The sequence below is a fragment of the Alphaproteobacteria bacterium 33-17 genome (assembly GCA_001897445.1).
In the GTDB taxonomy this organism is placed as follows: Bacteria; Pseudomonadota; Alphaproteobacteria; order Rickettsiales; family 33-17; genus 33-17.
In genome coordinates this window covers 14,737-38,216 of record MKSX01000014.1, presented here as the reverse complement: position 1 = coordinate 38,216, position 23,480 = coordinate 14,737, and the positions used below count along the sequence as shown (strand labels likewise).

Here is a 23,480-nt window from a genome sequence, read left to right as displayed (position 1 = left end):
CAGATTTAAATGAAAGAACATTTTCATTAACTTTTATTATAAAACTTTTAATTGCTTTAGCTCTACTTATAGCAAGATCTATACATGATCCATATCTAATACTAATTTATAATACGCTACCTTAACAATCCAAAAAACTGTATTTTTAACATTATATATACTAGTTGTATTAGATTTATATTTAGCTTTAAGCTTATCATAGTTTTCAGATATTAGCGCACTGAGACTATTAAAATGTATACATGCAGCATCAACACCCCCTACATTATATATCTTTAAGTGTCTAATTCTTCTGAGTTCATCTATTAGAGATTTTTCATCTGAAATCTGATCTTCTTTTTTCTTTTTATTTCTACCTTGAATAACAACCTTTGCATGCTCTATCATTGGAAAACTAGCTGTATCAAATTTATTTTTTCCCAATAAGCACTCTTCCATTGCTCTAACTAATTTATCTAATTGATTATAAAGATGCTGTTTCCCTTTATAATATGATTTCTTTTCTTTAGACATTTCTTTTCCTTCAAAAATAGCAAACTTATTCACGAGGTTGAGTTGTATCACAAAAATTAATAAAAAGCAACCTTTACACGAAAAATTAACCTATTGATAAACAAGAAAAAAGAACGTTAAGATGAATATTTTTCTTAACGTTTTATTAAGGGTTTTGGAATATTTGAGATAAGTTATTGATTAGATTTACTAATTAAAATAACCCTAAATTGATTTAAACCAGCATGTGGTGTTTGGTACTGGCTCGAAAAGCGATTCGCAGCCGAATACGTTTTCTGCGGTTCCTACACATATGAACCCACCTTTACGCATTGATTTATGCACGTTATTCAGCACCATAACTTTTGTGGATTTATCAAAATAAATAAGCACGTTGCGCATGAAAACAACATCAAAGTCGCTCCCTATGCTTGCAGCATTTCCAATTAAATTATGCTGCTTAAATGTAATTGGGGCTTTAATATTTTCCTGAATTTTCCAGATTTCTCCAACGTTATCAAAGTATTTCATAAGATAACTAATCGGCATACCGCGCTGAACCTCAAACTGAGTGTACTCACCCTGTTTAGCTTTTGCTATAATCTTTTCTGATATATCACTTGCAACAACCTCATATTTAAAGTCCCTAAGGTTTGCATTTTCCATCATCTGAATCATTACCGAATATATTTCCTGACCACTTGAACAAGCTGCACTCCATACTTTTAACTGCTTTGTTTCAGATTTGTCAGTAATAAGCTTTGGTAAAACTTCACTTTTAAATTGATCAAATACTTTAATATCCCTAAAAAATAATGACTCATGGGTTGTCATAGCCTCAATAAGACCGGCAATCATTTTAGGATTATCATTAGCAAGAAGCTTTTCAGACAAGTTCTCTATAGTTTTTAAACCATAATCCTGCATTAAAGTTTCTAAACGAGAGTCAAAAAGGTAAAATTTATCCTCTTCAATATTTATACCCGAGTGCTTTTTTACAACTTCTGCAATTTTAGCATAATATGCATTTTTACCCATCATGAAGCTCCTATCATTTGAATATAAGAAGGTATTTGATCTAGCGGAATCACCGCATTACATAATCCATTATTAGCAACCGCGCCAGGCATGCCCCATACAACACTTGATGCCTGATCCTGTGCTACTATTATAGCGCCATTTTTAGCGGCGTATCTTGCGCCTTCAAGACCGTCCGAACCCATACCAGTTAAAATTATTACCAGTAATTCTGCTCCATAGATATCTGATAGCGTTTCAATCATAGGATCTGCAGAAGGTCTGCAAAAATTAATTGGTGCTGACTGATCAAGTCTTAGGACTTTATTACCATTTTCAAGCAAAACTATCATATGATGATCACCTGGCGCTACATAAACCTTGCCATTTTCAACAGGCATTTTATCTTTTGCCTCTATGCATTCTCTGCCTGTAACAGCACTTAAATTCACCGCAAAATAGTTAGAAAAATTTTGTGGAATGTGCTGAGTTATAAATATAGGCTGCTCGATTTTCTCGCCTTTTAAATCAATGAAAAGTTTATTCAGAGCCTGAGGCCCACCAGTAGAGGCAGCAATGGCGATAGCTTGTGGTTTGTATATTTTTGAATTTCTAAGTGTAATAGGCAAATTTGAAGGATTAGCATCAAAATCTTGAATAATTAACTTACGCTTTGAAATAGGAATATTTTTATTAGATTTAATGGTGTTTAATTTAAATTCTTCAGGATGTTTTTCTTTATAAATTACAGATAACTGCTCTATAACTTTACTTTCAATAGCTTTAGTTGCTTCAATTTTAACTGGCATAGACGTAGACATTATACTGGGGATTTCTACATAATCATTTGCACCGTTTGAAATTGCCTTAAGAGCTGTAAATGCTTCTGAACTATTATCTTTATCAATCGCAACTATAACTTTAATATGGGAACCTGTATATTTTTTAATCTCAGGGAGTTTTTGGATTAATTGATCTATAACTTTAACGCTGGCTATAACAAGATCAACAGTCTCTTTTTGAATATGATGAGTTAAATCGTTTAGATTTTGGAAAGATAATAAATTACTCACCTCACTAGATTTTTTTAAAACCTGCGCTATAAAATCTCTCGTTACCGAAAGATCATGGATAATTGCCACGCTATAAGTTACATCAATCTTGTGAGTCATATAATTATTTATTGCTCGATTAAACCTAATTGAACAAACTTGCCTTTTACAATTTCTGCATCAAAAGGCTTCATAATATATTCATCCGCACCAGCAGTAACTGCTGTTTTGATTTTTGCGACTTCATTTTCAGTAGTACAGAATATTACACGTGTCTTTACACCTGCATATTTATCTTTAAAGCCTTTTAAAAACTCCATACCATCCATAACTGGCATGTTCCAGTCAAGTAAAATAACGTCAGGAATTGACTTAGAGCAAATTTCTAATGCTTCTTTTCCATCCGCGGCTTCACTAACCTCAAAACCTAATTCCTCTACTATACTTCTAGCGAATTTTCTAATTACCTTAGAATCATCTATTACCAAACAAGATCTCATATCAACTCCCCTTTATAACAATCAATCTAAATTAAACACCTTCTTCATCTTCTGATGGAGCAGTATCTTTAAAAATTTTATCAACATCTAAAATTACAAGCAATTCCTCAGTTAATGGATATATCCCTTGCGCAAGTTGCCTCCATTTTTCTGAAAGATTTTCCTGACTTGTAAGTATTTTACTTGTTGCAATGTTTAGAACATCTCCCACACCGTCAACAATTAAACTATACATATCGTCATGTACTTCTATTACTATATTCATTGCATCCTGAATCTGTACTTTTACTGGCAAATCCAGTACTATTCTAAGATCAATAGCAGTAATAATTCTACCACGCAAATTAAGTGATCCTGCAACCTGATGTGGTGCAAGCGGAATAGGCGTAATCTTCTGTTTTGCCAGAATATCCCTAATTTTATTAACAGCTAAGCCAAATTTTTGACCAGCTATGTTCATAGTTACATATTCATTCACATCTTTTTCAACAGAAGCTTTTAATGATGCATGCCCCATTTTATTATCCTCTATTTGTCATAAGTTTCTGAATTACCATAATAAGTTCCTCATGATTTGTTTTAGAAACATAAGCATCAAGACCACTATCTTTAGGATTTTCAGCCACGCTATTAAAGTTTGACGAAAGTGCAATTATTGGAATGTCTTTATATCTGTCATCGCTTTTACAATTCATACTAAACTGATTACCGCTAATTCCTGGCATATTAATATCAGTTATAATCATTGAAATATTTGAGTTTTTCTCTAAAAGCTTCATTGCAGAATCTGCATTTTCCGCTGTTATAACTTCATATCCTAGTTTATTAATCGTAGGTGGAATAAACTTTCTGAAGAACGGGCTATCATCAACTAGCAAAATTCTTTTAGCATCCTGCGCAATTTTAACCTCGTGATCTATATCATCTGCAAATGTTTTATGGAAAAAGTAATTGATATCTATAATATCTGCTGTTTTACCTTCATGGACAAATGAGCCAATGTATCCTTCGCTATGTACAGCAGTAATTTCATCAACTCTTGTTTCGACAATATCAATTATATCCTCTACCACTAATCCTAAAAATCTATTTTTCTCGGCAAAAACTATTACCTGCTGAAGACCTTCTTTCGCCATTTGATAGCTTGTATCAATTGATGCAATCCTCATAAGGCTTTTACGATATTGAATCACCATTTTATTAATAGACGTCTCAATTTTAGAAACATCTATTTCTTCTAGACGAGATATAAGATCAAGTGGAACTGCGCGTGGTGAAGTACCGCCTGCTCTAAATATCAGGAAGCTAGAACGTTTTTTTGCATCTTCACTATCGCCCATCATAGATCTGTCACGGTTAATAAAGTTATTATCAGAACTAGATGTAGTGTCAGAAAGATATTTAAGCAGTCCTGTAGGGTCAAGTATCATTATAACGCCACCATCACCAAGAAGAGTACTACCTGAATACACGTCTATATGCTTAATAACAGGAGATACTGGCTTTACTACTATTTCTTCCGTATCATAAATTTTATCTACAATAACGCCAAAACTAAATGAACCAACCTGGCAAACAACTACAAAATATTCTTTTTTCTCATCGATCTCTTTTTTATTAGAAGGAAATAATACATCATTTAACGGCACAAGTGGCAATATAGAGTTTCGGAGCCTGATTACCATACGATTATCAATATGCTCTATTTTATGCTCAAGATTACCACCACCCTTTACCATTTCTGTTATAGTGATCTGCGGAATACCAAACTTACCTCCATTGCACTCTACAATTAAAATTGGCATAATAGCTAGTGTAAGTGGTATTTTAATAGTAAATGTTGAACCCTTACCAAATACCGAGTTCATCTCAACTGTACCGCTGATTTTCTCAATATTAGTCTTAACAACGTCCATTCCAACACCCCTGCCTGATACAGCGGTAATTTTTTCTGCAGTAGAAAAACCAGCTCTAAATATAAATTGCTGAACTTGCTGATCTGTCATCGCATCAAGGTCAGCCTGCGTTGCCAAGCCATTTTCTATAACTTTCTTTTTAATTTTATCGATGTGAAGACCTTTACCATCATCACTAATTTCAATAATGATATGACCACCCTGATGATAAGCTTTAAGAGTTACCTTACCAACATCACTTTTACCCGCCATTTTTCTTTCTTCTGGCTTTTCAATACCATGATCGGCTGAATTCCTTACCATATGAGTAAGAGGATCTTTAATAGACTCAATTAATTGCCTATCAAGTTCTGTGTCCTCTCCTATCATTACAAGCTCAATTTTTTTACCAAGTTCAACTGCTAAATCTCTTATAATTCTTGGAAATTGCGCCCATGCATTACCAATTGGCTGCATTCGGGTTTTCATCACTCTTTCTTGCAGCTCTGATGTAATATGATTAAGCCTTTGTAATGGCATTGTAAATTCACTATCTCTGTTTCTACGTGAAATTTGTAGCAACTGGTTACGGGTAAGTACAAGCTCACTTACCATTTGCATTAGCCCTTCTAATGAGTCAAGACTTACCCTAATAGTTTGCTGAGCAGTAGATTTATGGTCTTTATGCGCAGCAGGAGCCGCTTTTTTAGGATCAGCCGCAGGCTTTTTCATTGCCTCAGTTTCAGTTTTAAATTTTTCAATCTTAGCTTCTGTTTCATCTTTTTTAGTAATTAAAGCTTCGATATCCTTAATAACATCAGTAAAACCACCTGAATCTAATGACTTTTCTTCATTTTTTATTTCAGGTACAACTTGCTCAGAATGTTCAGCTTCAGCTTTTGGGGCTTCTGCAGGTTCAGACGGAACACTTGAAACCGCGCTATCTACTGTCGCAGCATTAAGCCTGTTAATCAAGTTTGATACGTCCATATCAGACTCGCTACCAGTTTCCTCTAAGGACTTAACAAGCGTTTTAATAACATCTATCGACTCAAGAATAATTGATATTCTTTCAGGATTAATTGCTATTTTGTCATCTCTAACCATATCGAGGATGTTTTCAGAAGCATGAGCAACTGATCCTAGCTTAGCTAATCCCAAAAATCCACAAGTCCCTTTGATAGTATGCATTATTCTAAATATACTACCTAAAAGCTCCTTATCGTCTGGAGTTTGCTCAAGCTTTACCAGCTCTACGTCAAGTTTTGCAAGAGATTCATTAGTTTCCGCAAGGAAATCATTGATCAAATCATCCATAGCGCCCAGCCCTACTATGCTCAATTAATTGTAATATATTAAAATAATAACCTTTTTTAAATACAAAAACAAGTAGATATTAATAGGATAGAAATTTTAATAAATCAAAAATAGATTTACAAATCGTTACTAAATGCTATTATCCAGCACAAAAGTTAACAAATGGTTAAAACATGTCATTAGATAGTTCAGAAAAATTTAGAGAAAAAATAGAGCAAAGTCATCAAAATTATCCTTACAAAAACCTTCCAAAAGAACTGAAAAGAGAAGTTTTAAGATTACTAGGGGATCCTAAAAATGGGTATAAAATATTGGATAACTTTAAAGACGACTCCAAAATGGAAAGGTTATAAATCTTGATTATAACCCGACTTTTGCTCACAATTATCATCTTTTATTATAAGATCTCTAGTATTTTTGTGATTACCTGAAATGTACCTATTAAGCAAAACTGATTGATCTTTATCAAGAAAAATTCTGAAATTAAATGAATTAACAATCCTTTCTATAGTATTTTCCAAAAGCCTCTTAAATTGCGATGGATCCTTATCAAGTATGTTATATGTGTTAACATCAAATAAATCTTTAGGATTATACATTTGTGTAATAGCTTCTTTGTTCTTTAAAACAAATTTTTTAAGCCCTTCAAAATATAGGTTCGTAGTATCGTTGACAGTCATTGCTAGAGCTTTTAACCCAGAAGCAATCCATAATAACTTACAGACAAATAGATCGCCACAAAATACTCCGTATTTTTTACTAACAGACCTTTCGGCAAGATCTGTCGTCATTTCAAGAAGTATGCAATACCTCTTGAGAATCTAAAAAAACTCAAGATATTAAATAGATTGCCACGCAAAACTGCATTTTGCTCGCAATTGTAGAAGTTCAAAGTATCTCTGACAAAACTGCTTGTAATAGAAGCCAATATTTATAAAAATAAAAATGACTGACCACCCCCGGGAAGTCATTTTTCTTCCATTTATTTGGGGTTACATTGAACATATAAATTACTCCCCTCGTTTTTTTCAAAAACTCGCCCCCTGGTCGTAATTTATATGAGTTTTTTATTACATTCAATTAGATTGCCACGGTGATGACCGTAACCTAAACTCTGAAGTTTTACAGCAATGACATACCGGATTACAGTCAATTACAACTTTGCCATTTCAACTTCTAACCTTAGCTCTATATCACTGATAATCTTAGATAATTTAGGATCTGTGTGCGCAATGTCTTTAGCTTCTAAAAGTAAGTCATTGATATTGCTTAATTTATCTTGAGATACTTCACCATATAATAGCATAAGTCTTATTTTTTTAAGTTCGTCTAGTAATTTCTTACCATATGCTATTTGCTTTTTTCTTTGCTGATCGGGCAGGTCTTGATTCATTTCTTCTATATAATAGAACTGGAGACCGTTTACTGATGTAGTTTGCTCGGATTTTGAGCCAGACTTTGCACCTAATATTTCCTTAAACTTACCATCATTTGCCGTTTTAGTTGCAGATTTAGCATTATTTACAGGATTTATAGGAGTTATGACTTCTACTTTCATATTTTATTTGGGTAATTAAGCGATGTGATGTATAACGTATCCCATAAGCACAAATGCTCCGAAATACAAGAATAACATCATAACTAACATAACAATTTTGGTTTTTTGAAGATTATGAACCATAAAATTATTACCTTCACTAATATTAAACTAAGCCAAAAAAACAGGCTGGATAAAACGTTAGCAGATTTATTAGAAAAAGAAAATATTTCTCGTACAAAAATTAAAAAAATTATTGAGGAAAAGGGAGTAATAGTTAACAAAGAGTTAACCAACGACCCCAAATTTATGGTAGAAGTTATTGATTTTCTTGAAATAGTTGTAGAAGAAGAGGTTAAAAACCACCTAATCCCAAAATCCAGCAAAAGTTTTGATATAATATATGAAGATCAGGATTTAATAGTTATTAATAAATATGCTGGAATTACCACTCACCCCGGAGCAGGTAATTATCAAGATACCTTAGCCAACGAACTTTCCTTTTATTCCAAAGAGTTATCCAGTATTAATGGCGACTTCCGCCCTGGTATTGTTCACAGGCTCGATAAAGATACAAGTGGTCTTATGGTTATAGCTAAAAACGACACCACTCATTTTAAACTCTCAGAGCAGCTTAAAAGCCGCGAACTGTCTCGTAAGTACATTGCTATTTGTTATGGCGTTCCTATGCCTAGATTTGGAACTATTACTACCTATATTGCGCGTGATCCTAAAAACCGTGTAAAAATGGCTGTTTCTAATAATAAAAATGGCAAAGAGGCTGTAACCATTTATAAAGTATTAGAAACCTTTGACGATCAGTATTCACTTGTAGAGCTTACTTTAAAAACAGGCAGAACTCACCAGATTAGGGTTCATATGACGCATTTAAAGCATAGCCTTGTAGGTGACGATACATATAAATCAAGAGACATAAACAAGTATAAAAAACTTGATTTTCCTAGACAAGCCTTGCATGCTTACTCAATTGGGTTTATACATCCTAATAAAAATGAGGAAATGAGGTTTGAAATACCGCTGCCCTCAGATATGGCGAGTTTAATTGCGAAGCTAAGGGAGCCAAATGAGTAATAAATTTGAAATTGTATCACAATACAAACCTAGCGGCGACCAGCCACGGGCTATAGAAAAACTTGTAAACGGCATTACTTCTGGGCAAAAAGAGCAAGTTTTGCTTGGGGTTACTGGCTCTGGCAAAACCTTTACCATGGCTAATGTTATTGAAAGACTTAACCGCCCTGCCCTTATTATGGCGCATAATAAAACCTTAGCATCCCAGCTCTATGCTGAAATGAAAGAATTTTTCCCAAATAATGCCGTCGAATATTTTGTATCTTATTACGATTATTATCAGCCTGAAGCATATATCCCAAGAACCGACGTATTTATTGAAAAAGACGCCCAGATAAACGAAGTGATTGACCTTATGCGTCACTCAGCAACCCGCTCAATTTTAGAGCGCCGCGACTGTATTATAGTCTCGTCAGTATCATGTATATATGGCTTAGGCTCGCCTGACTTATATTCTGAAATGTCTTTTACAGTTAAAGTTGGTGATACATTATCAAGGGATGATTTAATCAAAAACCTTATTAAGCTTCAATATGACCGCAATGACTTTGAAAATAAGCGCGGTACGTTTAGGGTTAGAGGGGAAAATGTAGATATAATCCCAGCTCACTATAGTGAAAAGGGCTGGTCGATAAACTTTTTTGGTGACGAAATAGATGCTATAAATGAGTATGATATTATAACGGGGCATAAGCTTGCAAAGCTTAAACAAGCTTCTATTTATGCATGCTCTCACTATATTACACCTCAAGATCGTATGCAGGATGCTATAAAGCAAATTCAGAACGACCTGCGCGAAAGGTTAGAATTTTTAAGAAGTCAGGATAAGCTCCTAGAAGCACAGCGCTTAGAACAACGCACTATGTTTGACATCGAAATGATGTTAGAAACAGGCTCATGCAAAGGCATTGAAAACTATTCAAGGTATTTATCAGGAAGACCTGGCGGCATGGCACCTCCTACATTATTTGAATATTTACCAAAAGATGCCTTACTATTCATAGATGAAAGCCACGTAACTATCCCGCAAATTGGCGCAATGTATAATGGTGACAGAAGCCGTAAAACTACTTTAGTTGAATACGGATTCAGGCTACCATCCGCTATGGATAATCGCCCGCTAAAATTTGAGGAATGGGATGCAATTCGCGGATCTACCGTCTATGTATCTGCAACTCCTGGAAAATATGAACTTGAGCGTACAAATAACGTATTTGTTGAGCAAGTAATCCGCCCAACTGGTCTTATTGACCCAGTTTGTACCATAAAACCCGCAACCAATCAGGTTGATGATTTACTTGAAGAATGCCGCATCGCTATTGAAAACGGCGAAAGAATTTTAGTTACTACTCTTACCAAAAAGATGGCGGAAGATTTATCAAAATATATGCTGGAGATTGGTATAAAGGTTACCTACCTACACTCCGATATTAAAACATTAGAACGCGTGGAAATTCTGAACCAGCTTCGCCGTGGTGATATTGATGTTCTTATTGGAATTAACTTACTTCGGGAAGGGCTTGATATTCCAGAGTGTGCTTTAGTTGCGATTTTAGATGCGGATAAAGAAGGATTCTTACGCTCAGAAACATCTCTAATTCAAACAATTGGCAGAGCTGCACGAAACGTTAATGGACGCGTTATTTTATATGCTGATAAAGAAACAAAATCTATTACAAAAGCTCTAAGCGAAACAGAAAGACGTAGGAAACTTCAGCTTGAATACAATGAAAAACATGGAATAAATCCGCTAGGTATTTTAAAAGCAATAAGAGAAAGCGAAGAGAAAAAGCTAAAAGAAGAAATAGATGTTGATAAAGTTGCAAAAACTATAGAAAATAAGCGAAAAGAAATGTTTACTGCAGCTGGCAATTTAGAATTTGAAAAAGCCGCAAAATTACGTGATGAAATACATAAACTTGAGCAAAAATTACTAGGATAAATATGACGGATAATTTACTGAACTTTTTAGACGATATTAATAAAAAAGCACTAAAACATGGCGCAACTGAATGCGACAGCATTGTAATAGATGATGCGACAACTCAGGTAGGCGTAAGGGTTGGTAAATTAGAAGAATGCGAATATTCACGCGGCAAAAGCTTTGGAATCAGAGTTTTTGTTGGCAAAAAACACGCTATTGTATCCTCAAGTGATTTCAGCTTAGAAAACACTGATAACATAATAAACAAAGCCATTCAAATGGCGACTAACTCTCTAGAAGATCCACTCTTAAGTTTAGCAGAAGAAGGTTTATATAACGGTAATATTGATTTAGACTTATTTGATTCAAGCGAAATTACAACCAAGCAAATGCAAGAAAAAGCACTTGAATGCGAAAATGCCGCTTTGCAAGTTAAAGGCATTGTAAATTCAAGCGGTGCAGAAGTATCGCAAAGTAAGACTTATATTGCACTCGCTACATCTAAAGGCTTTGCAAAATCATATAAAGCATCAACATTTAGTATATCAACCGCAGCTGTTGCAGGTTCAGAAAATGGGATGGAAACAGATTATGATTATCACACAACAAGATACTTAAGCGACTTAAAGGATGCTAAAATAATTGGCATAAACGCAGCTAATAATGCAATACAAAAACTTAATCCTAAAAAAATTGCAACAACAGAAGCTCAGGTAATTTACCCTGCCCGTTTTGCTGCAAGATTACTTGGTGAGTTTGCCTCATGTATAAACGGAGCTAGCATAGCTAGAAAAAGCTCTTTCTTATTAGACATGATGGAAAAGCAAATATTCAGCAGCGATATTAATATTTTCGACGACCCACTCATGGTTCGTGGTCAAAGATCAAGAATTTTTGACTCTGAAGGTCTGGCCACACAAAAACTTCATGTTGTTGAAAATGGCGTATTAAAAACATGGATCATGGATTTAAGATCAGCGAAGCAACTTGGGCTTAAATCTACAGCATCTGCATCACGGGGCATTGCATCTAATCCATCTCCATCTACATCAAATTTCTACTTACAAAATGGTAAAGCAACACTTGAAGAGATGATCAAAAACACCACAAAAGGCTTGATTGTGACCAGTTTATTTGGTGGCGGCGTAAATGGACTTACAGGTGATTATAGTCAGGGTGCATCTGGTCTGTGGGTTGAGAATGGTGAAGTACAATATCCCGTTAGTGAAATCACTTTAGCATCAAATTTAAAAGATATATTTATAAGTATGATACCAGCAAACGATCTTGAATTTAAAGCAGGTACGAATTCCCCTAGCCTGATGATTCCTAAAATGACAATTGCAGGAAGCTAAACTATGGACGGATCATACAGCATTTTAAAAAGGCTAATTTCTACCTATGTTTTTAAGTATAAAGCCCTAATCATTTTTAGTACAATTGCTATGATTTTTGTGGCGATTGGTAATGGTATGAATGCCTACCTTATACAGCCAATGCTAGACAAAATCTTTATTAATAAAGATATGAGTATGCTTTATTCAATAACATTTATAGTATTTGGACTTGCGGTAATGAAGGGCTTTGCAAGTTTTTTCCAGAACTATCTTATGAAAAAATTAGGTCAAAAAATCATTACCGAAATGCAAATTGACCTATATGATCATTTAATTAATTCTGACCTAGCCTATATAAATTCATTTTCTTCTGGTAAGCTTATTTCAAGGTTTACCATAGATATAAATACAATGCGTAACTCTGTTTCAACGGTACTTACAGGTATTGCCCGCGACTTTTTATCATTAGTATTTTTAGTTGGCGTAATGATTTACCAAAATTGGTTATTATCAGTTTTAGCTTTGATTGTTTTTCCAGTAACTATCCATCCTATAATAAGGCTTGGTAAGCGTATGCGTAAACTTGCAACCCGTACTCAGGAAGAACTTGGAAACTATACGGCTCAGCTTGACGAAACGTTTAAAAATATACGTATTATAAAGTCATATAACCGTGAAGATTATGAAATTTCAAGAGCCAGTAAAATTATAAATGGCATTTTGGGATTATATTTAAAAGCTGCCAGAACAGAATCTGTTTCTTCACCTATCATGGAATCATTTGGGGGCATTGCTGTAGCACTTGTTGTTTGGTACGGCGGAAGCCAAGTTATGGAAGGCGTCACAACAGCTGGTAGTTTCTTTTCATTTATTGCAGCATTGATTATTGCGTACAAACCACTTAAAACTTTGTCAGACCTAAATACAAATCTTCAGGAAGGTTTAGCTGCCGCAAAACGCTATTTTGCACTTATTGACAACAAACCAGAAATTCGTGAAGAATCAGATGCCAGTGATTTGAAAGTTTCTAACGGTGAAATTGTATTTAAAGATATTACCTTTAAATATGGCGAAAATAATATTTTGAAAGATTTTACATTAATTATACCACCTGCAAAAACCATTGCTATTGTTGGTGAGTCAGGTAGCGGTAAGTCAACACTTATCAATTTATTACTCAGACTTTATGACCCAAATTCTGGTAGCATTTTTATAGACAACCAAGATATCAAAGAATCTTATTTAAGATCCGTACGTGATAATATAGCTATAGTAACACAGGAAGTAGCTATTTTTGATGATACAGTAGAAAACAATATTGCCTATGGTAACTTAAGAGCATCAGTAGATGAAATTACACAAGCAGCAGAAAATGCTTTAGTTACTGACTTTTGCTCACTTGATGCTCAAATTGGTCAAGGTGGGAATAAACTTTCGGGTGGCCAGCGTCAACGCATAGCTATCGCCAGAGCTTTACTCAAAAATGCAGCAATCATGATACTCGATGAAGCAACATCAAGCCTTGATAACATCGTTGAGGCTAAAATCATGGAAAATATTAAGCGTATAAGGCGTGGTAAAACTAATCTTATTATTGCTCATAGACTTTCAACTATTATCGATGCCGATCTAATTTATGTTATGCAGCACGGTAAAATAGTAGAATCAGGTACCCACGAAGACCTTATGAAAAAAGAAGGATACTATTACAAGCTATATTTAAGGGGCGAGGAATAGCCCCTTTTATTTTAGTAATTAATTTGCTAGATCCATTGAAAGACTTTCATCGTTGCTTGTTATACTGCGATCGTCAAAATCTATTCTATAAAATGCATACCTATCTTGATTTAAAGGACGAGTTTCCATTTGATATCCATTAATATAAAATAGTATATTTTGCCAATTAATATGTGAATTAAGCATCATAATATATTCCTGTATATTTTCATTATATACATAATCATTTATATTATTAATAATATTTAAAGTTCTAATATTTTTGGATAATTTGATGAAGCTAAAGTTTGAATAATCTGCACTTACAAATTTTATGTTATCGTTATTGATAACCAAGTTACCTGTGCAATTGATAAATTCAAAGCATTCAACGCCTGATGGAATATTTTCAAATGAAAAATTTGTAAGATCACAGCCTTCAAATACAATTTTTCTAGCTAAAGGGAAGATTGCTTCAGCGTAATCTAAGGTACTTATACAATATTTAAATGACTCTAAAAATGGACCTTTAACTGAAATTTCTTCATTTGTAATTGATGAAACTTTGCAGCTATTACCTAAGTTAACTTGCACTTTAACTAAAGAATTTGGATTATTATAATATATATCAGAGGATTTAACATCTGAATCTATTGCCAATGTAATAACATTAACATTATTATTAATTTTTGAAACCTTTTCAAGATTTAAGCAGTTTGATAAATCTACTTCAGCAATTCGTATATTATTAAAATGGGCAAGTTCTACTGCTTTAGTATCAGATGGGTAGGTTAACTTTTGCACTATATTATTATCTGAAATATAAACTGGAACAATTTGATAACCTCTGTAAAAGAATACACTAGGGATTTTTAAGTCAAAAGTTTTATTATTATGTATATAAATATTTATGTTATTTTTAAGAATAATTTCTTTAAAATGATTCTGTTGGTCATTAGTTAATTGATTAAGTATATTGATATCTTCTAGCGTTACTAATAAATTATAGGTAATATTTTTTAGATTTGGATTTTTAAAAATATTATCCAAAAATGTTGTTAGACAATCCTTAACATCTAAGTAATATTTATTATTTTGAAGTTGATTATCTGGATAAATAATTTTCAATTTTTCTGTTTTGTCATGAATTTCAATTTTGCATACCTGATTAATCATACTAAAATCAACCTTTAAGTGTTTCTTACATTCTGAAGATATATTTATTGTTTTAAGCTTATCTCCAAGATGAAGAAAAATCTGATTTATAGAGTCTATATTTTCAATATTTTCACCAATAATAATATTAATATTCTCTAACACTGGGAATAATTTGAAATAATCTATATTTGCAAATTCCTTTTTGCCCATAGCACAACATAAAGTTAAAGTTTTAAGATTTTTAAATACTATATTTTTTTTCTCAATTGCATTTTCATTATGCTTTAATATTGAAGTATTAATCGTTATTTCCTGTGCATTTTGTATAAAGAATAAAGGAAATATGCCAGAGCTATTATCACTCCAAAACTTTTTCAAATTTAATGCTACTCCGTTATAGCTATTGGCTACTAAATTAGCGTTATGTAAGTTTAATTCTTCAATTGAGTCTGGCAACATAGGTAATTCAACTTTAGTTGAGTGTAAAGTAAGTTTCTTAAGTTTAGAAAAGTTCCTTAAGTTATTATAAATCCCATAAAATTGGTTACCACTATAAGATAGTATTTCCAATTCTTTTATTCTTGCAAGATTTGGATTGTAATTTGTATATTCAATAAATTTTGATGATTCAATTACTAAAACTTCAGGTATATTTACTGTTGAAGCGTCTTCATTTTTATGAGTAGGCTTGCTATTCCACTTATTTATTTTAAAACTAGATATGAAAGATTTACTTAACGACATAAAAATTACTCATTATTAATAATATATTAAACTTTTGAGACCATAGTTAACATATCGTTAACTATTTTGCAATATATTTTGTTAATATTTTTGTAATCTTTTGATAAGTATTTGAAATTTATAAATTAATTTATAGCTATTGAAGATAGATTTTGATCTTTGGCAGGTATATCTACAAGAGTTACCTCTCTCCAGTTAATGTGAGAATTATTTAAAATTAGAGTATTATAATACACAATTGTCTCTGAACTCTTAACTTCTAAATACTTAAGGCTAGCTGGTAATATTATATTTTGTATATTATTACTCTGTATCATAATATGCTCAATATTTGTTTCACTTAAATCTAAGTCATTACCAAAATAACAATTATAAAAAGCTATATATTTGATTTGATTAGAAAATTTATTAAACATAACATTTTGAACATTAACCTCATAAAAGGCGAATGACTCAGCAAAACGGTAATATTTAGCAAAAGACTCCTTTAGCATGTAAGGGTTTTTAAGATGAGCAATGCTATCGTTTGTTTTAAAATCAATTATCTGAAACTTATGAAAAAAATCTCTTTTTTCATAGGTTTGCTGATTTTTAACAAAAATCTCAAAGTTTACATGCAAATTATACCTAACAAGGTGGTGGATACTTAGATTTTGACCTTTAGCTAATAAAACGCTACCAGTAAATAATGGGAGAATTGGAATAGATTGCAGGTACTCGCATTCGGACAAATCAAGATAACGAATCTTAAACTTACTAAAATTCTTAAGGTTTATTTCTACCATACTATGGGGTTTATTTCCCACAGAAAGACGTTCAATTGTATTATCAGCAACATTAATCAGATTAATATCAGGTACATTACCACATTTTTCAAGCAGTATATTCGGAATTAATACCTCTAATGGCTTAAAATGAGAATGACAGTCTACCTCATAGGATATACTTACTGTTCGAGAAAGGGTTTCTAAAACGCATAGTAAATAATGATTGTTTTGTAATTCTGTCCATTGCCTGTATGAGAATACCAATTTTAAGCTCAAATCATCGCTAAACTTGTGGCTTTTGATTACAGTTATATCACCTATACAATCAATAGTATTTAGGGTCAAAGCTTTAAGATTAATAAAATCTCCATAGGTATAAGTTCCATATGGATTTAGCTGAAAACTCTCAAATGATCTTTTATCGCTTACAGGAACCTTAAGACTTTCCGTAAAAGTAGGATCTAGGTTGTAAAAATAACACTTATCAAAATTTAAACTCACTTCCAAAAATTTAACTCTTAGAGGCCACTTTACATTTGAAAGCTTCGTTTCATATGATTTGTCTTGTAGCTTTAAAAACTTTAGCTCCTCAAAATGACTAAGATCTAATAAAAAATTTTGCTTATAATTATTGCAAAATATAATCTCACAATAATCTATTTCACTAAAAATCTCGCCAAGTTTATTGGCATAAAATGGGATATCTAGACCAGGCTCAATATTTAACATAACTTTTTTAAGATTTGGAAAACATGCCTTGATATTTTGCATAGGCTTAGCTTCATTAACATAAATACTTAATTTTTCTGCATTTTGAAAAATAATTTTATTAGTCAAATAATTTAAAAAACTTACATCAACGTCTAGGCTTTTGGCATTTATAAGGTACTTTATGAAATTTTCAATATTAGAATATTGGAATTGAAGTTTTCTTACATATAGATGATTTAAGAACTTAAATTGAGTAAATTCTGGCTTTGTTTTTCCCTTACTAATTATAACAATTTGTGTCAAACTCAGATTTTCTACATCTTCAGAAATATAATCATAACCAATTTTCACCCTATGAATATTTAAATTTTTTACATTTTCAAGGCTCTTTACTATCTCACCCTCAGATATACCATCTTGCTTTTTGGGGATAATTGTAGCATTAAGTGTTTTGGATAATTTATTTTTTTCTAAATATCTTTGCCATTTTTTTTGATCACCCGTAATTCTTTTAAATGCATTTTTAAAATAACCAGGATCTTTTTGCAGAGTGATATTTACAGGTAGTTTCATACCCCTAAAAGTTCTGTTGAGCTTAGAAAGAACAGGAGTTTCTAAAAATTCAGCAATTTTTTGAACAATAGACTGGTAATGTTGTGCAATACTATGAAAATCATACCTAAATTCCTGAGGGTGATATGCCTTAAACTTCTTTTTTATTGCTTCTCGAAGTTCATTACTACTTGCTTTTCTCTTCATATTAGTTAGTTAACTATAAATATAATCTTTAATTTCTGTAAAATTTGGAGAATCAGCATAAATTCCCATATTTTCAATATATTGTTTTTCCTTTTTCCAGCTGTTATACATATCATCAACAAATTTGTCAGTATTTTCTAATACCAATATCTCGTCAAAATAACACTCACCATTAATATATTCACTATAATTATCAGCCATATATTTTACTAAAGTTTTCAAATCTTGCTTCACATTATCTATACTATCGTAAAATATACCCTCAAACTCACCAATATTTGCGTCAAAATATGCCAAGACATATTTATTATCATATTTTTCAATTGAATATACAGTTGCATGACCATAATATTCATAATTGTTATAAAGGGCTAAAATACCATGTTCTGGCAATGTTTTACATTTATCAATATCTGTTAAAGTATAATTGTTAATCATCTGATTACCGTAAATCTGGTAATAATTGATTCTGTTGTAAAAATTTTTTGAAGTTGTATATTCATAAGGAGTATCAGTATCAAAATCATAATAATCATCTGAATAATTAACAATATAGTTATATTTATCAGTTATGTATTCACTTCCATGGTATTTAGATATATACCTCAGCCAGTCAATTGACAAACCTAAACAAGCGCCTTTTTCGTTCATGTAGCCGTTATGTACAAAAGCATACTGGTTAAACTTTACCTTTCCAGCCGTCCAATTTTCTATCATTTAAGTACTTTTAATTATGTGAATACCTCAATGTTACAAAAAACCTGTAAATATAGCAAAACAAAAATAATGAACACATATTTATATCTATTCGGGCGTTGAAAATAATTCAAATTGTGATATCATCAAACTGCTATAAATTTATCAAAGTACCCCTAATATCTAAGCTGTATACTGAATTTTATTTAGGTGCAACTTTGTCGGCGCAATTTTAGAAAGGAACATCATGAAGCAACTGGACGATTTAGATAAAAACAGAATTAAAAAATCTATACCTATTATATTCGGGCTTATTGCTGTATTTTTAGTATTTTACTGGTTGTTATTTTCACGCCATTTTGAAAGCACAGACAACGCATACATCAAAGCCGAAACAATTGTAATACGCCCTAAAGTAACGGGTTATATCGAAGAAGTTCTGTTTGATGATAATAGTGAAGTTAAAGCAGGCGACATACTTGCAAAAGTTGATAACCGCGACTATATGGCGGCTCTTCAAAAAGCGGAAGCTAGCATAGGGTTATCTCAGGCTAAAATTGAAGAAATCAATCAGCAACTACAGCTTCAACAAAATAATATTAATCAGGCCAAAGCATCTGTAGCATCCTCAGAAGCTAGCTTTAAAAGAGCGAACAATGACTACACCAGGGTGATAGACCTTGTCAAAAGTGGCAATGCTTCCCAGCAAAGACTTGATGTTGCAAACGAATCATTAAAAGGTGCACAGGCAGATTTTGATATTAAAAATCTTCAGCTAAGCAGTAGTGAGCGTCAGCTTCATATATTAGAGTCACAGTTAAAAGAGGCTAAAGAGCAGCTGAATATTGCTACCGCTGACCTTGAGCTTGCGAAAATTAATCTGGATAATACAGAAATTAAAGCAAAATTTGATGGTATACTTGGCAAATCTATTATGAAAAAAGGGCAACTAATACAGCCTGGTATGGCTTTAGGTTATTTAATCAGCAAAGATAAAATATGGGTAGAGGCTAACTTTAAAGAAACTCAGCTAAAAAAAATGAAAGAAGGTCAGATGTCGATTATTGAGGTTGATACATATAAAGGCAAAAAAATGTATGGTAAAATTCAGAGTATTTCACCTGCTACAGGAAGCGAGTTTAGCTTACTTCCAGCTGAAAATGCTACTGGTAACTTTACAAAAGTTGTGCAGCGTATTCCTGTGAAAATTGTGTTTGATGAACCTAATAATCAAGTAAAATCAGGGATGTCTGCTTATGTCACAGTCAGGGCAAGATAATTCATCGCCAAAACTTAGCAGGTCAGACTGGATTGGATTTATAAGCATGACAGTCGGCATGTTTATGGCAATACTTGATATTCAAATTGTAGCAAGTTCTTTACGTGAAATTCAGGCAGGTCTTTCTGCTTCGCTAGATGAAATCAACTGGATTCAAACAAGCTATTTAATCGCCGAAGTAATCATGATTCCAATATCAGGCTGGCTTGCCAGGACTTTTTCAACCAGATATTTGTTTTTCTTTTCATGCCTTGGCTTTACGCTTATGAGCCTTTTATGCGCCGTATCGTGGAATCTTAATTCCATGATTGTCTTCAGAACGCTTCAGGGGGCTTTTGGCGCGTCGATGATTCCAACTGTGTTTTCTGTAATATTTATAATATTTCCACTTAAGATGCGTCCTATGATAACCGTAATGGTAGGGCTAATTGTTACCATGGCACCTACTATTGGACCTATATTAGGTGGGTATCTTACCGAAAGTTTTTCTTGGCACGTATTATTTTTAATGAATGTTATACCAGGTGTTTTTGTTTGTTATTCAGTATGGAATTATGTAAACGTTGATAAACCCGACCTTTCATTATTAAAATCTATTGATTACCTTGGAATATTTTTAATTACCTTAGCTTTAGGATGCTTACAATATGTTATTGAGGAAGGTGCAAAAGAAGACTGGTTTGATAGTAAAACAATTGTTCTATTTTCAAGTATATCAGCTATTTCATTTATATTTCTGATGTATCATGAACTTAAAGCCAAAATGCCAATCATTGACCTGTCAGCTTTCACAGACCGTAACTTTACTACAGGCTGTATCTTTAGCTTTATTATTGGATGGGGTTTATATAACGTAGTATTCCTGATGCCGTTATACCTGGCATCAATTAAAGGCTTTAATAGTTTAGAAGTTGGGAGCTACATGTTTGTTACAGGTGCATTTCAGTTTTTGTCAGCACCACTAGCAGGTATTGCATCTAAGAAAATTGACCTTAGAATAATGCTATCTTTTGGGCTTTTAATGTTTGGCTTAGGCACATATTTAAATTCCCAGCTTACCGCTGAATCTGCCTATTGGGAATTTTTCCTACCTCAAATGATTAGGGGTATGTCGCTTATGTTTTGCTTCTTACCAATTAACACTATTACATTTGGAACGCTGCCTAAAGAAGCAGTAAAAAATGCTAGCGGGCTTTATAACCTAATGAGAAACTTAGGTGGCGCTATAGGGCTTGCAATTACTAATACACTTCTAAATAATGGTAAAAAAATCAATTTTGATACAATGCGCAAAAATATAACAGAAGTATCAGATGTTACAGTGAACCTGATAAACAACCTATCTAGTAATTTTAGCCAATACGAAATTACCGACCCTAATCTTGCTGCTATTAAACAGGTATCAGGCTTAGTGAGCAGAGAAGCTTTGATTATTTCATTTAACGATGCATTTGTTTCAATATCTTTGATTTTCCTGTTTGGCTTTTGTTTAATGGGCTTTGTTGCAAAAGTAGATCCAAACGCTGATACTGGTGAAGCACATTAATTGTTGATATGAGTTATTTTCTGGATCGCCACGGAAAATTTCATTTTCCTCGCGATGACAACAGAATGTGCCGGCAAGGTCATTGCGAAAAATACGTAGTATTTTGTGGCAATCTATTGTCCCTTTATAGTGAATTAAGTTGAATTTTGCACAGAAATAACGAGCGATATGTAGAAAAATCTACATAAGTGAGGAAATGACGCATGCAAACCTCAACTTAAAAAACTATAATAAGTCGATTCCCGATATAACCCTCTCCATTTCAGCTTTACTTCTAAAAGTAAATCCCAAGTAACCTGATATTTCTTTTTTAATATCATTTGGTAAGTTTGTAAAAATTTGCTCTTTACAAGGCTCTGCAAATACTGGGCTGTTAATAGATTTTGAGGCTCTATTGATCTTTGTATACCTTATACACTGCAAAGCTTCATAAAACTCCTCAAATAATAACACATGATCTTTATTTTGTTGTAAGGATTTAAAAATATCAATATTTTGCTGTATAAAATCTTTTGCAAGCCTTAAAGTTGGAACTTTATGCAGTGCCCATTCCTGATGATTTTTAAATCTATCAATATTATGAGCAATATATACTCCAACTTTTTCAATATTAATTGAAAATTTCATTGAAATATTTTGTCGAAAAAACTTTTTAAAAATAACTCCCTCATTTGATATATATAATCTATCCCATCTAATATCTTTTTTATACTTTCTTACTAACTCAAATAAGTAATCTTTAAGCTCTAAAGGATTATCATCTCTGCCTAATATATTTTTATAACATTCACTTTCAGTAAACTTTACTAATAGATTATTTGATATAATTTCATCTAATAATAGCTTCAAGCATTGATAATATTTACGACATATATTTATATGATTAGATTTGGCATGACCGAGCTTTGATTTTAATGAGCTAAATAAACATTCCACATAACCAAAGCTTTTTTCCTCACTCAAGTTATCTTTATCAAATAAGAGTTTACTTAAAAAATTTCCAGATTTAGCAATTGATATTATATATTTCAGCATTTTAATATTTCCAGTTTTGCATGCTGATCTTAGCACTTCATAACAGTGTTCCTGATAATCTTTTTCATGAACGTCAGATAAATACCAGCCAATAAGCTCTAAATTTTGTGTACTACAAATTCTCTGAAAAGTGAGTATTGATTTAAATTCAATCTTAATATCTAAATTCCAATTATTATCTTCGCTGAATTTAAGTAGTATAACTTTCGAGGGTTCAGAAATTTTATCCTTATGTTCAAATTTTCTAACAAACTCTGCAACCCCTTCAAAACAATTATTACATATAAATTCAATTGTTTTTGCATCAGATTTAAAAATAAAATAATTAATATCACTTTCAATTAGCTTAGTAATTGCATGTTTATCGTATTTATCAAAAAAATTTATGTTATTGTTGTCATAAGATAAATGTTTATTTGCAGCGTTAATAAGCATTTTAAGATAAGGCTTTTCAATTCTGTCATGCAGGTCATTAATATTAAAGCCACTTGAAATTTTTAATATCAATTCCTTATAAAGTATAAGAGCTACTTCAAGATTATTTGCTTTACAACATATAGTTATAGTGGTGTCATTAGAGGCATATTGTATTAAATAATCAAATATTTTCATGGAAACTTTATTTGATTCCTCAATATCCTGCCCAACTTCAAAAGAATCATCATTTCGTCTTGATTTTAAAATAAATTCATCTTTTTGCCATTTTGAAAAATCTATTAAATATTGCAGTATTTTGGGGTTATTGTTAATTATTGAGCATTCAAATAAAGGTAGAAAAATATTTTTATAAACCTCAGTTTTTTGCTGATCTAGCGCCTGTTTAAAATTATTTTCAAAACTATAAAAATCATTATTTATAATTGAGTGTTTAAGCTCATCTATTTTATCCTGCATAATAATCCTTAA

At 32.3% G+C, this 23,480-nt stretch carries 19 protein-coding genes; 7 read left to right on the top strand and 12 right to left on the bottom strand.

Annotated features, from left to right (window positions below):
- Nucleotides 1–78: 78 nt before the first annotated feature.
- The 6 genes from BGO27_06620 to BGO27_06595 all read right to left on the bottom strand — a co-directional run bounded on the left by BGO27_06620 (nt 79) and on the right by BGO27_06595 (nt 6,273).
- Nucleotides 79–546, bottom strand: a complete 468-nt coding sequence (locus BGO27_06620; GenBank protein ID OJV15094.1) for a hypothetical protein — start codon at nt 544–546, stop codon at nt 79–81.
- Nucleotides 547–717: 171 nt separating this feature from the next.
- Nucleotides 718–1,530: a hypothetical protein gene (locus BGO27_06615; protein OJV15093.1), complete on the bottom strand. Its 813-nt coding sequence runs from the start codon at nt 1,528–1,530 to the stop codon at nt 718–720.
- Nucleotides 1,530–2,681: a hypothetical protein gene (locus BGO27_06610; protein ID OJV15092.1), complete on the bottom strand. Its 1,152-nt coding sequence runs from the start codon at nt 2,679–2,681 to the stop codon at nt 1,530–1,532. The genes BGO27_06615 and BGO27_06610 overlap by 1 nt, the downstream gene beginning before the upstream one ends.
- An 8-nt stretch (nt 2,682–2,689) precedes the next feature.
- Nucleotides 2,690–3,061 carry a two-component system response regulator gene (locus BGO27_06605; protein OJV15091.1) on the bottom strand — a complete coding sequence of 124 codons (372 nt, stop codon included), beginning with the start codon at nt 3,059–3,061 and terminating at the stop codon, nt 2,690–2,692.
- 31 nt (nt 3,062–3,092) lie between these two features.
- Nucleotides 3,093–3,578 carry a hypothetical protein gene (locus BGO27_06600; protein OJV15090.1) on the bottom strand — a complete coding sequence of 162 codons (486 nt, stop codon included), beginning with the start codon at nt 3,576–3,578 and terminating at the stop codon, nt 3,093–3,095.
- A gap of 4 nt (nt 3,579–3,582) precedes the next feature.
- The gene (locus BGO27_06595) at nt 3,583–6,273 is read right to left on the bottom strand and encodes a hypothetical protein (protein ID OJV15089.1); all 2,691 of its coding nucleotides are present in this window, start codon (nt 6,271–6,273) and stop codon (nt 3,583–3,585) included.
- 173 nt (nt 6,274–6,446) lie between these two features.
- Here BGO27_06595 and BGO27_06590 point away from each other — a divergent pair, with 173 nt between their 5' ends.
- Nucleotides 6,447–6,626, top strand: a complete 180-nt coding sequence (locus tag BGO27_06590) for a hypothetical protein (GenBank protein ID OJV15088.1) — start codon at nt 6,447–6,449, stop codon at nt 6,624–6,626.
- Here BGO27_06590 and BGO27_06585 read toward each other — a convergent pair.
- Complete coding sequence (locus BGO27_06585; GenBank protein OJV15087.1) at nt 6,621–7,064, bottom strand: hypothetical protein; 444 nt, start codon at nt 7,062–7,064, stop codon at nt 6,621–6,623. The two genes, BGO27_06590 and BGO27_06585, sit on opposite strands and share 6 nt — an antisense overlap.
- A 362-nt stretch (nt 7,065–7,426) precedes the next feature.
- Nucleotides 7,427–7,831 (bottom strand): hypothetical protein, encoded by a 405-nt coding sequence (locus tag BGO27_06580; GenBank protein ID OJV15086.1) that lies wholly within the window; start codon nt 7,829–7,831, stop codon nt 7,427–7,429.
- 114 nt (nt 7,832–7,945) lie between these two features.
- On the opposite strand from BGO27_06580, the gene BGO27_06575 reads away from it, so the two are divergent.
- The 4 genes from BGO27_06575 to BGO27_06560 are packed head-to-tail and all read left to right on the top strand — an operon-like array spanning nt 7,946 to nt 13,900.
- Nucleotides 7,946–8,902 carry a hypothetical protein gene (locus BGO27_06575; protein OJV15085.1) on the top strand — a complete coding sequence of 319 codons (957 nt, stop codon included), beginning with the start codon at nt 7,946–7,948 and terminating at the stop codon, nt 8,900–8,902.
- Nucleotides 8,895–10,844 (top strand): excinuclease ABC subunit B, encoded by a 1,950-nt coding sequence (locus tag BGO27_06570; GenBank protein ID OJV15084.1) that lies wholly within the window; start codon nt 8,895–8,897, stop codon nt 10,842–10,844. Before BGO27_06575 ends, BGO27_06570 begins: the two co-directional genes overlap by 8 nt.
- Before the next feature lie 2 nt (nt 10,845–10,846).
- The gene (locus BGO27_06565) at nt 10,847–12,181 is read left to right on the top strand and encodes a hypothetical protein (protein OJV15083.1); all 1,335 of its coding nucleotides are present in this window, start codon (nt 10,847–10,849) and stop codon (nt 12,179–12,181) included.
- 3 nt (nt 12,182–12,184) lie between these two features.
- A complete protein-coding gene (locus BGO27_06560; protein OJV15082.1) occupies nt 12,185–13,900 on the top strand; it encodes a hypothetical protein in 1,716 nt (571 codons plus the stop codon).
- An 18-nt stretch (nt 13,901–13,918) separates the two neighbouring features.
- On the opposite strand, the gene BGO27_06555 is transcribed toward BGO27_06560, so the two are convergent.
- The 3 genes from BGO27_06555 to BGO27_06545 form a co-directional block, all read right to left on the bottom strand.
- Nucleotides 13,919–15,781, bottom strand: coding sequence for a hypothetical protein (locus BGO27_06555; GenBank protein OJV15081.1), 1,863 nt, complete (start codon nt 15,779–15,781; stop codon nt 13,919–13,921).
- 125 nt (nt 15,782–15,906) lie between these two features.
- Nucleotides 15,907–18,018, bottom strand: a complete 2,112-nt coding sequence (locus tag BGO27_06550; protein OJV15080.1) for a hypothetical protein — start codon at nt 18,016–18,018, stop codon at nt 15,907–15,909.
- Nucleotides 18,019–18,027: 9 nt separating this feature from the next.
- Nucleotides 18,028–18,735 (bottom strand): hypothetical protein, encoded by a 708-nt coding sequence (locus BGO27_06545; GenBank protein ID OJV15079.1) that lies wholly within the window; start codon nt 18,733–18,735, stop codon nt 18,028–18,030.
- Nucleotides 18,736–18,961: 226 nt separating this feature from the next.
- Here BGO27_06545 and BGO27_06540 point away from each other — a divergent pair, with 226 nt between their 5' ends.
- Both BGO27_06540 and BGO27_06535 read left to right on the top strand, forming a co-directional pair.
- The gene (locus BGO27_06540) at nt 18,962–19,993 is read left to right on the top strand and encodes a hypothetical protein (GenBank protein OJV15078.1); all 1,032 of its coding nucleotides are present in this window, start codon (nt 18,962–18,964) and stop codon (nt 19,991–19,993) included.
- A complete protein-coding gene (locus BGO27_06535) occupies nt 19,971–21,539 on the top strand; it encodes an MFS transporter (GenBank protein ID OJV15077.1) in 1,569 nt (522 codons plus the stop codon). The genes BGO27_06540 and BGO27_06535 overlap by 23 nt, the downstream gene beginning before the upstream one ends.
- Before the next feature lie 225 nt (nt 21,540–21,764).
- Here BGO27_06535 and BGO27_06530 read toward each other — a convergent pair whose 3' ends face one another.
- Nucleotides 21,765–23,468: a hypothetical protein gene (locus tag BGO27_06530; protein ID OJV15076.1), complete on the bottom strand. Its 1,704-nt coding sequence runs from the start codon at nt 23,466–23,468 to the stop codon at nt 21,765–21,767.
- Nucleotides 23,469–23,480 lie beyond the last annotated feature (12 nt).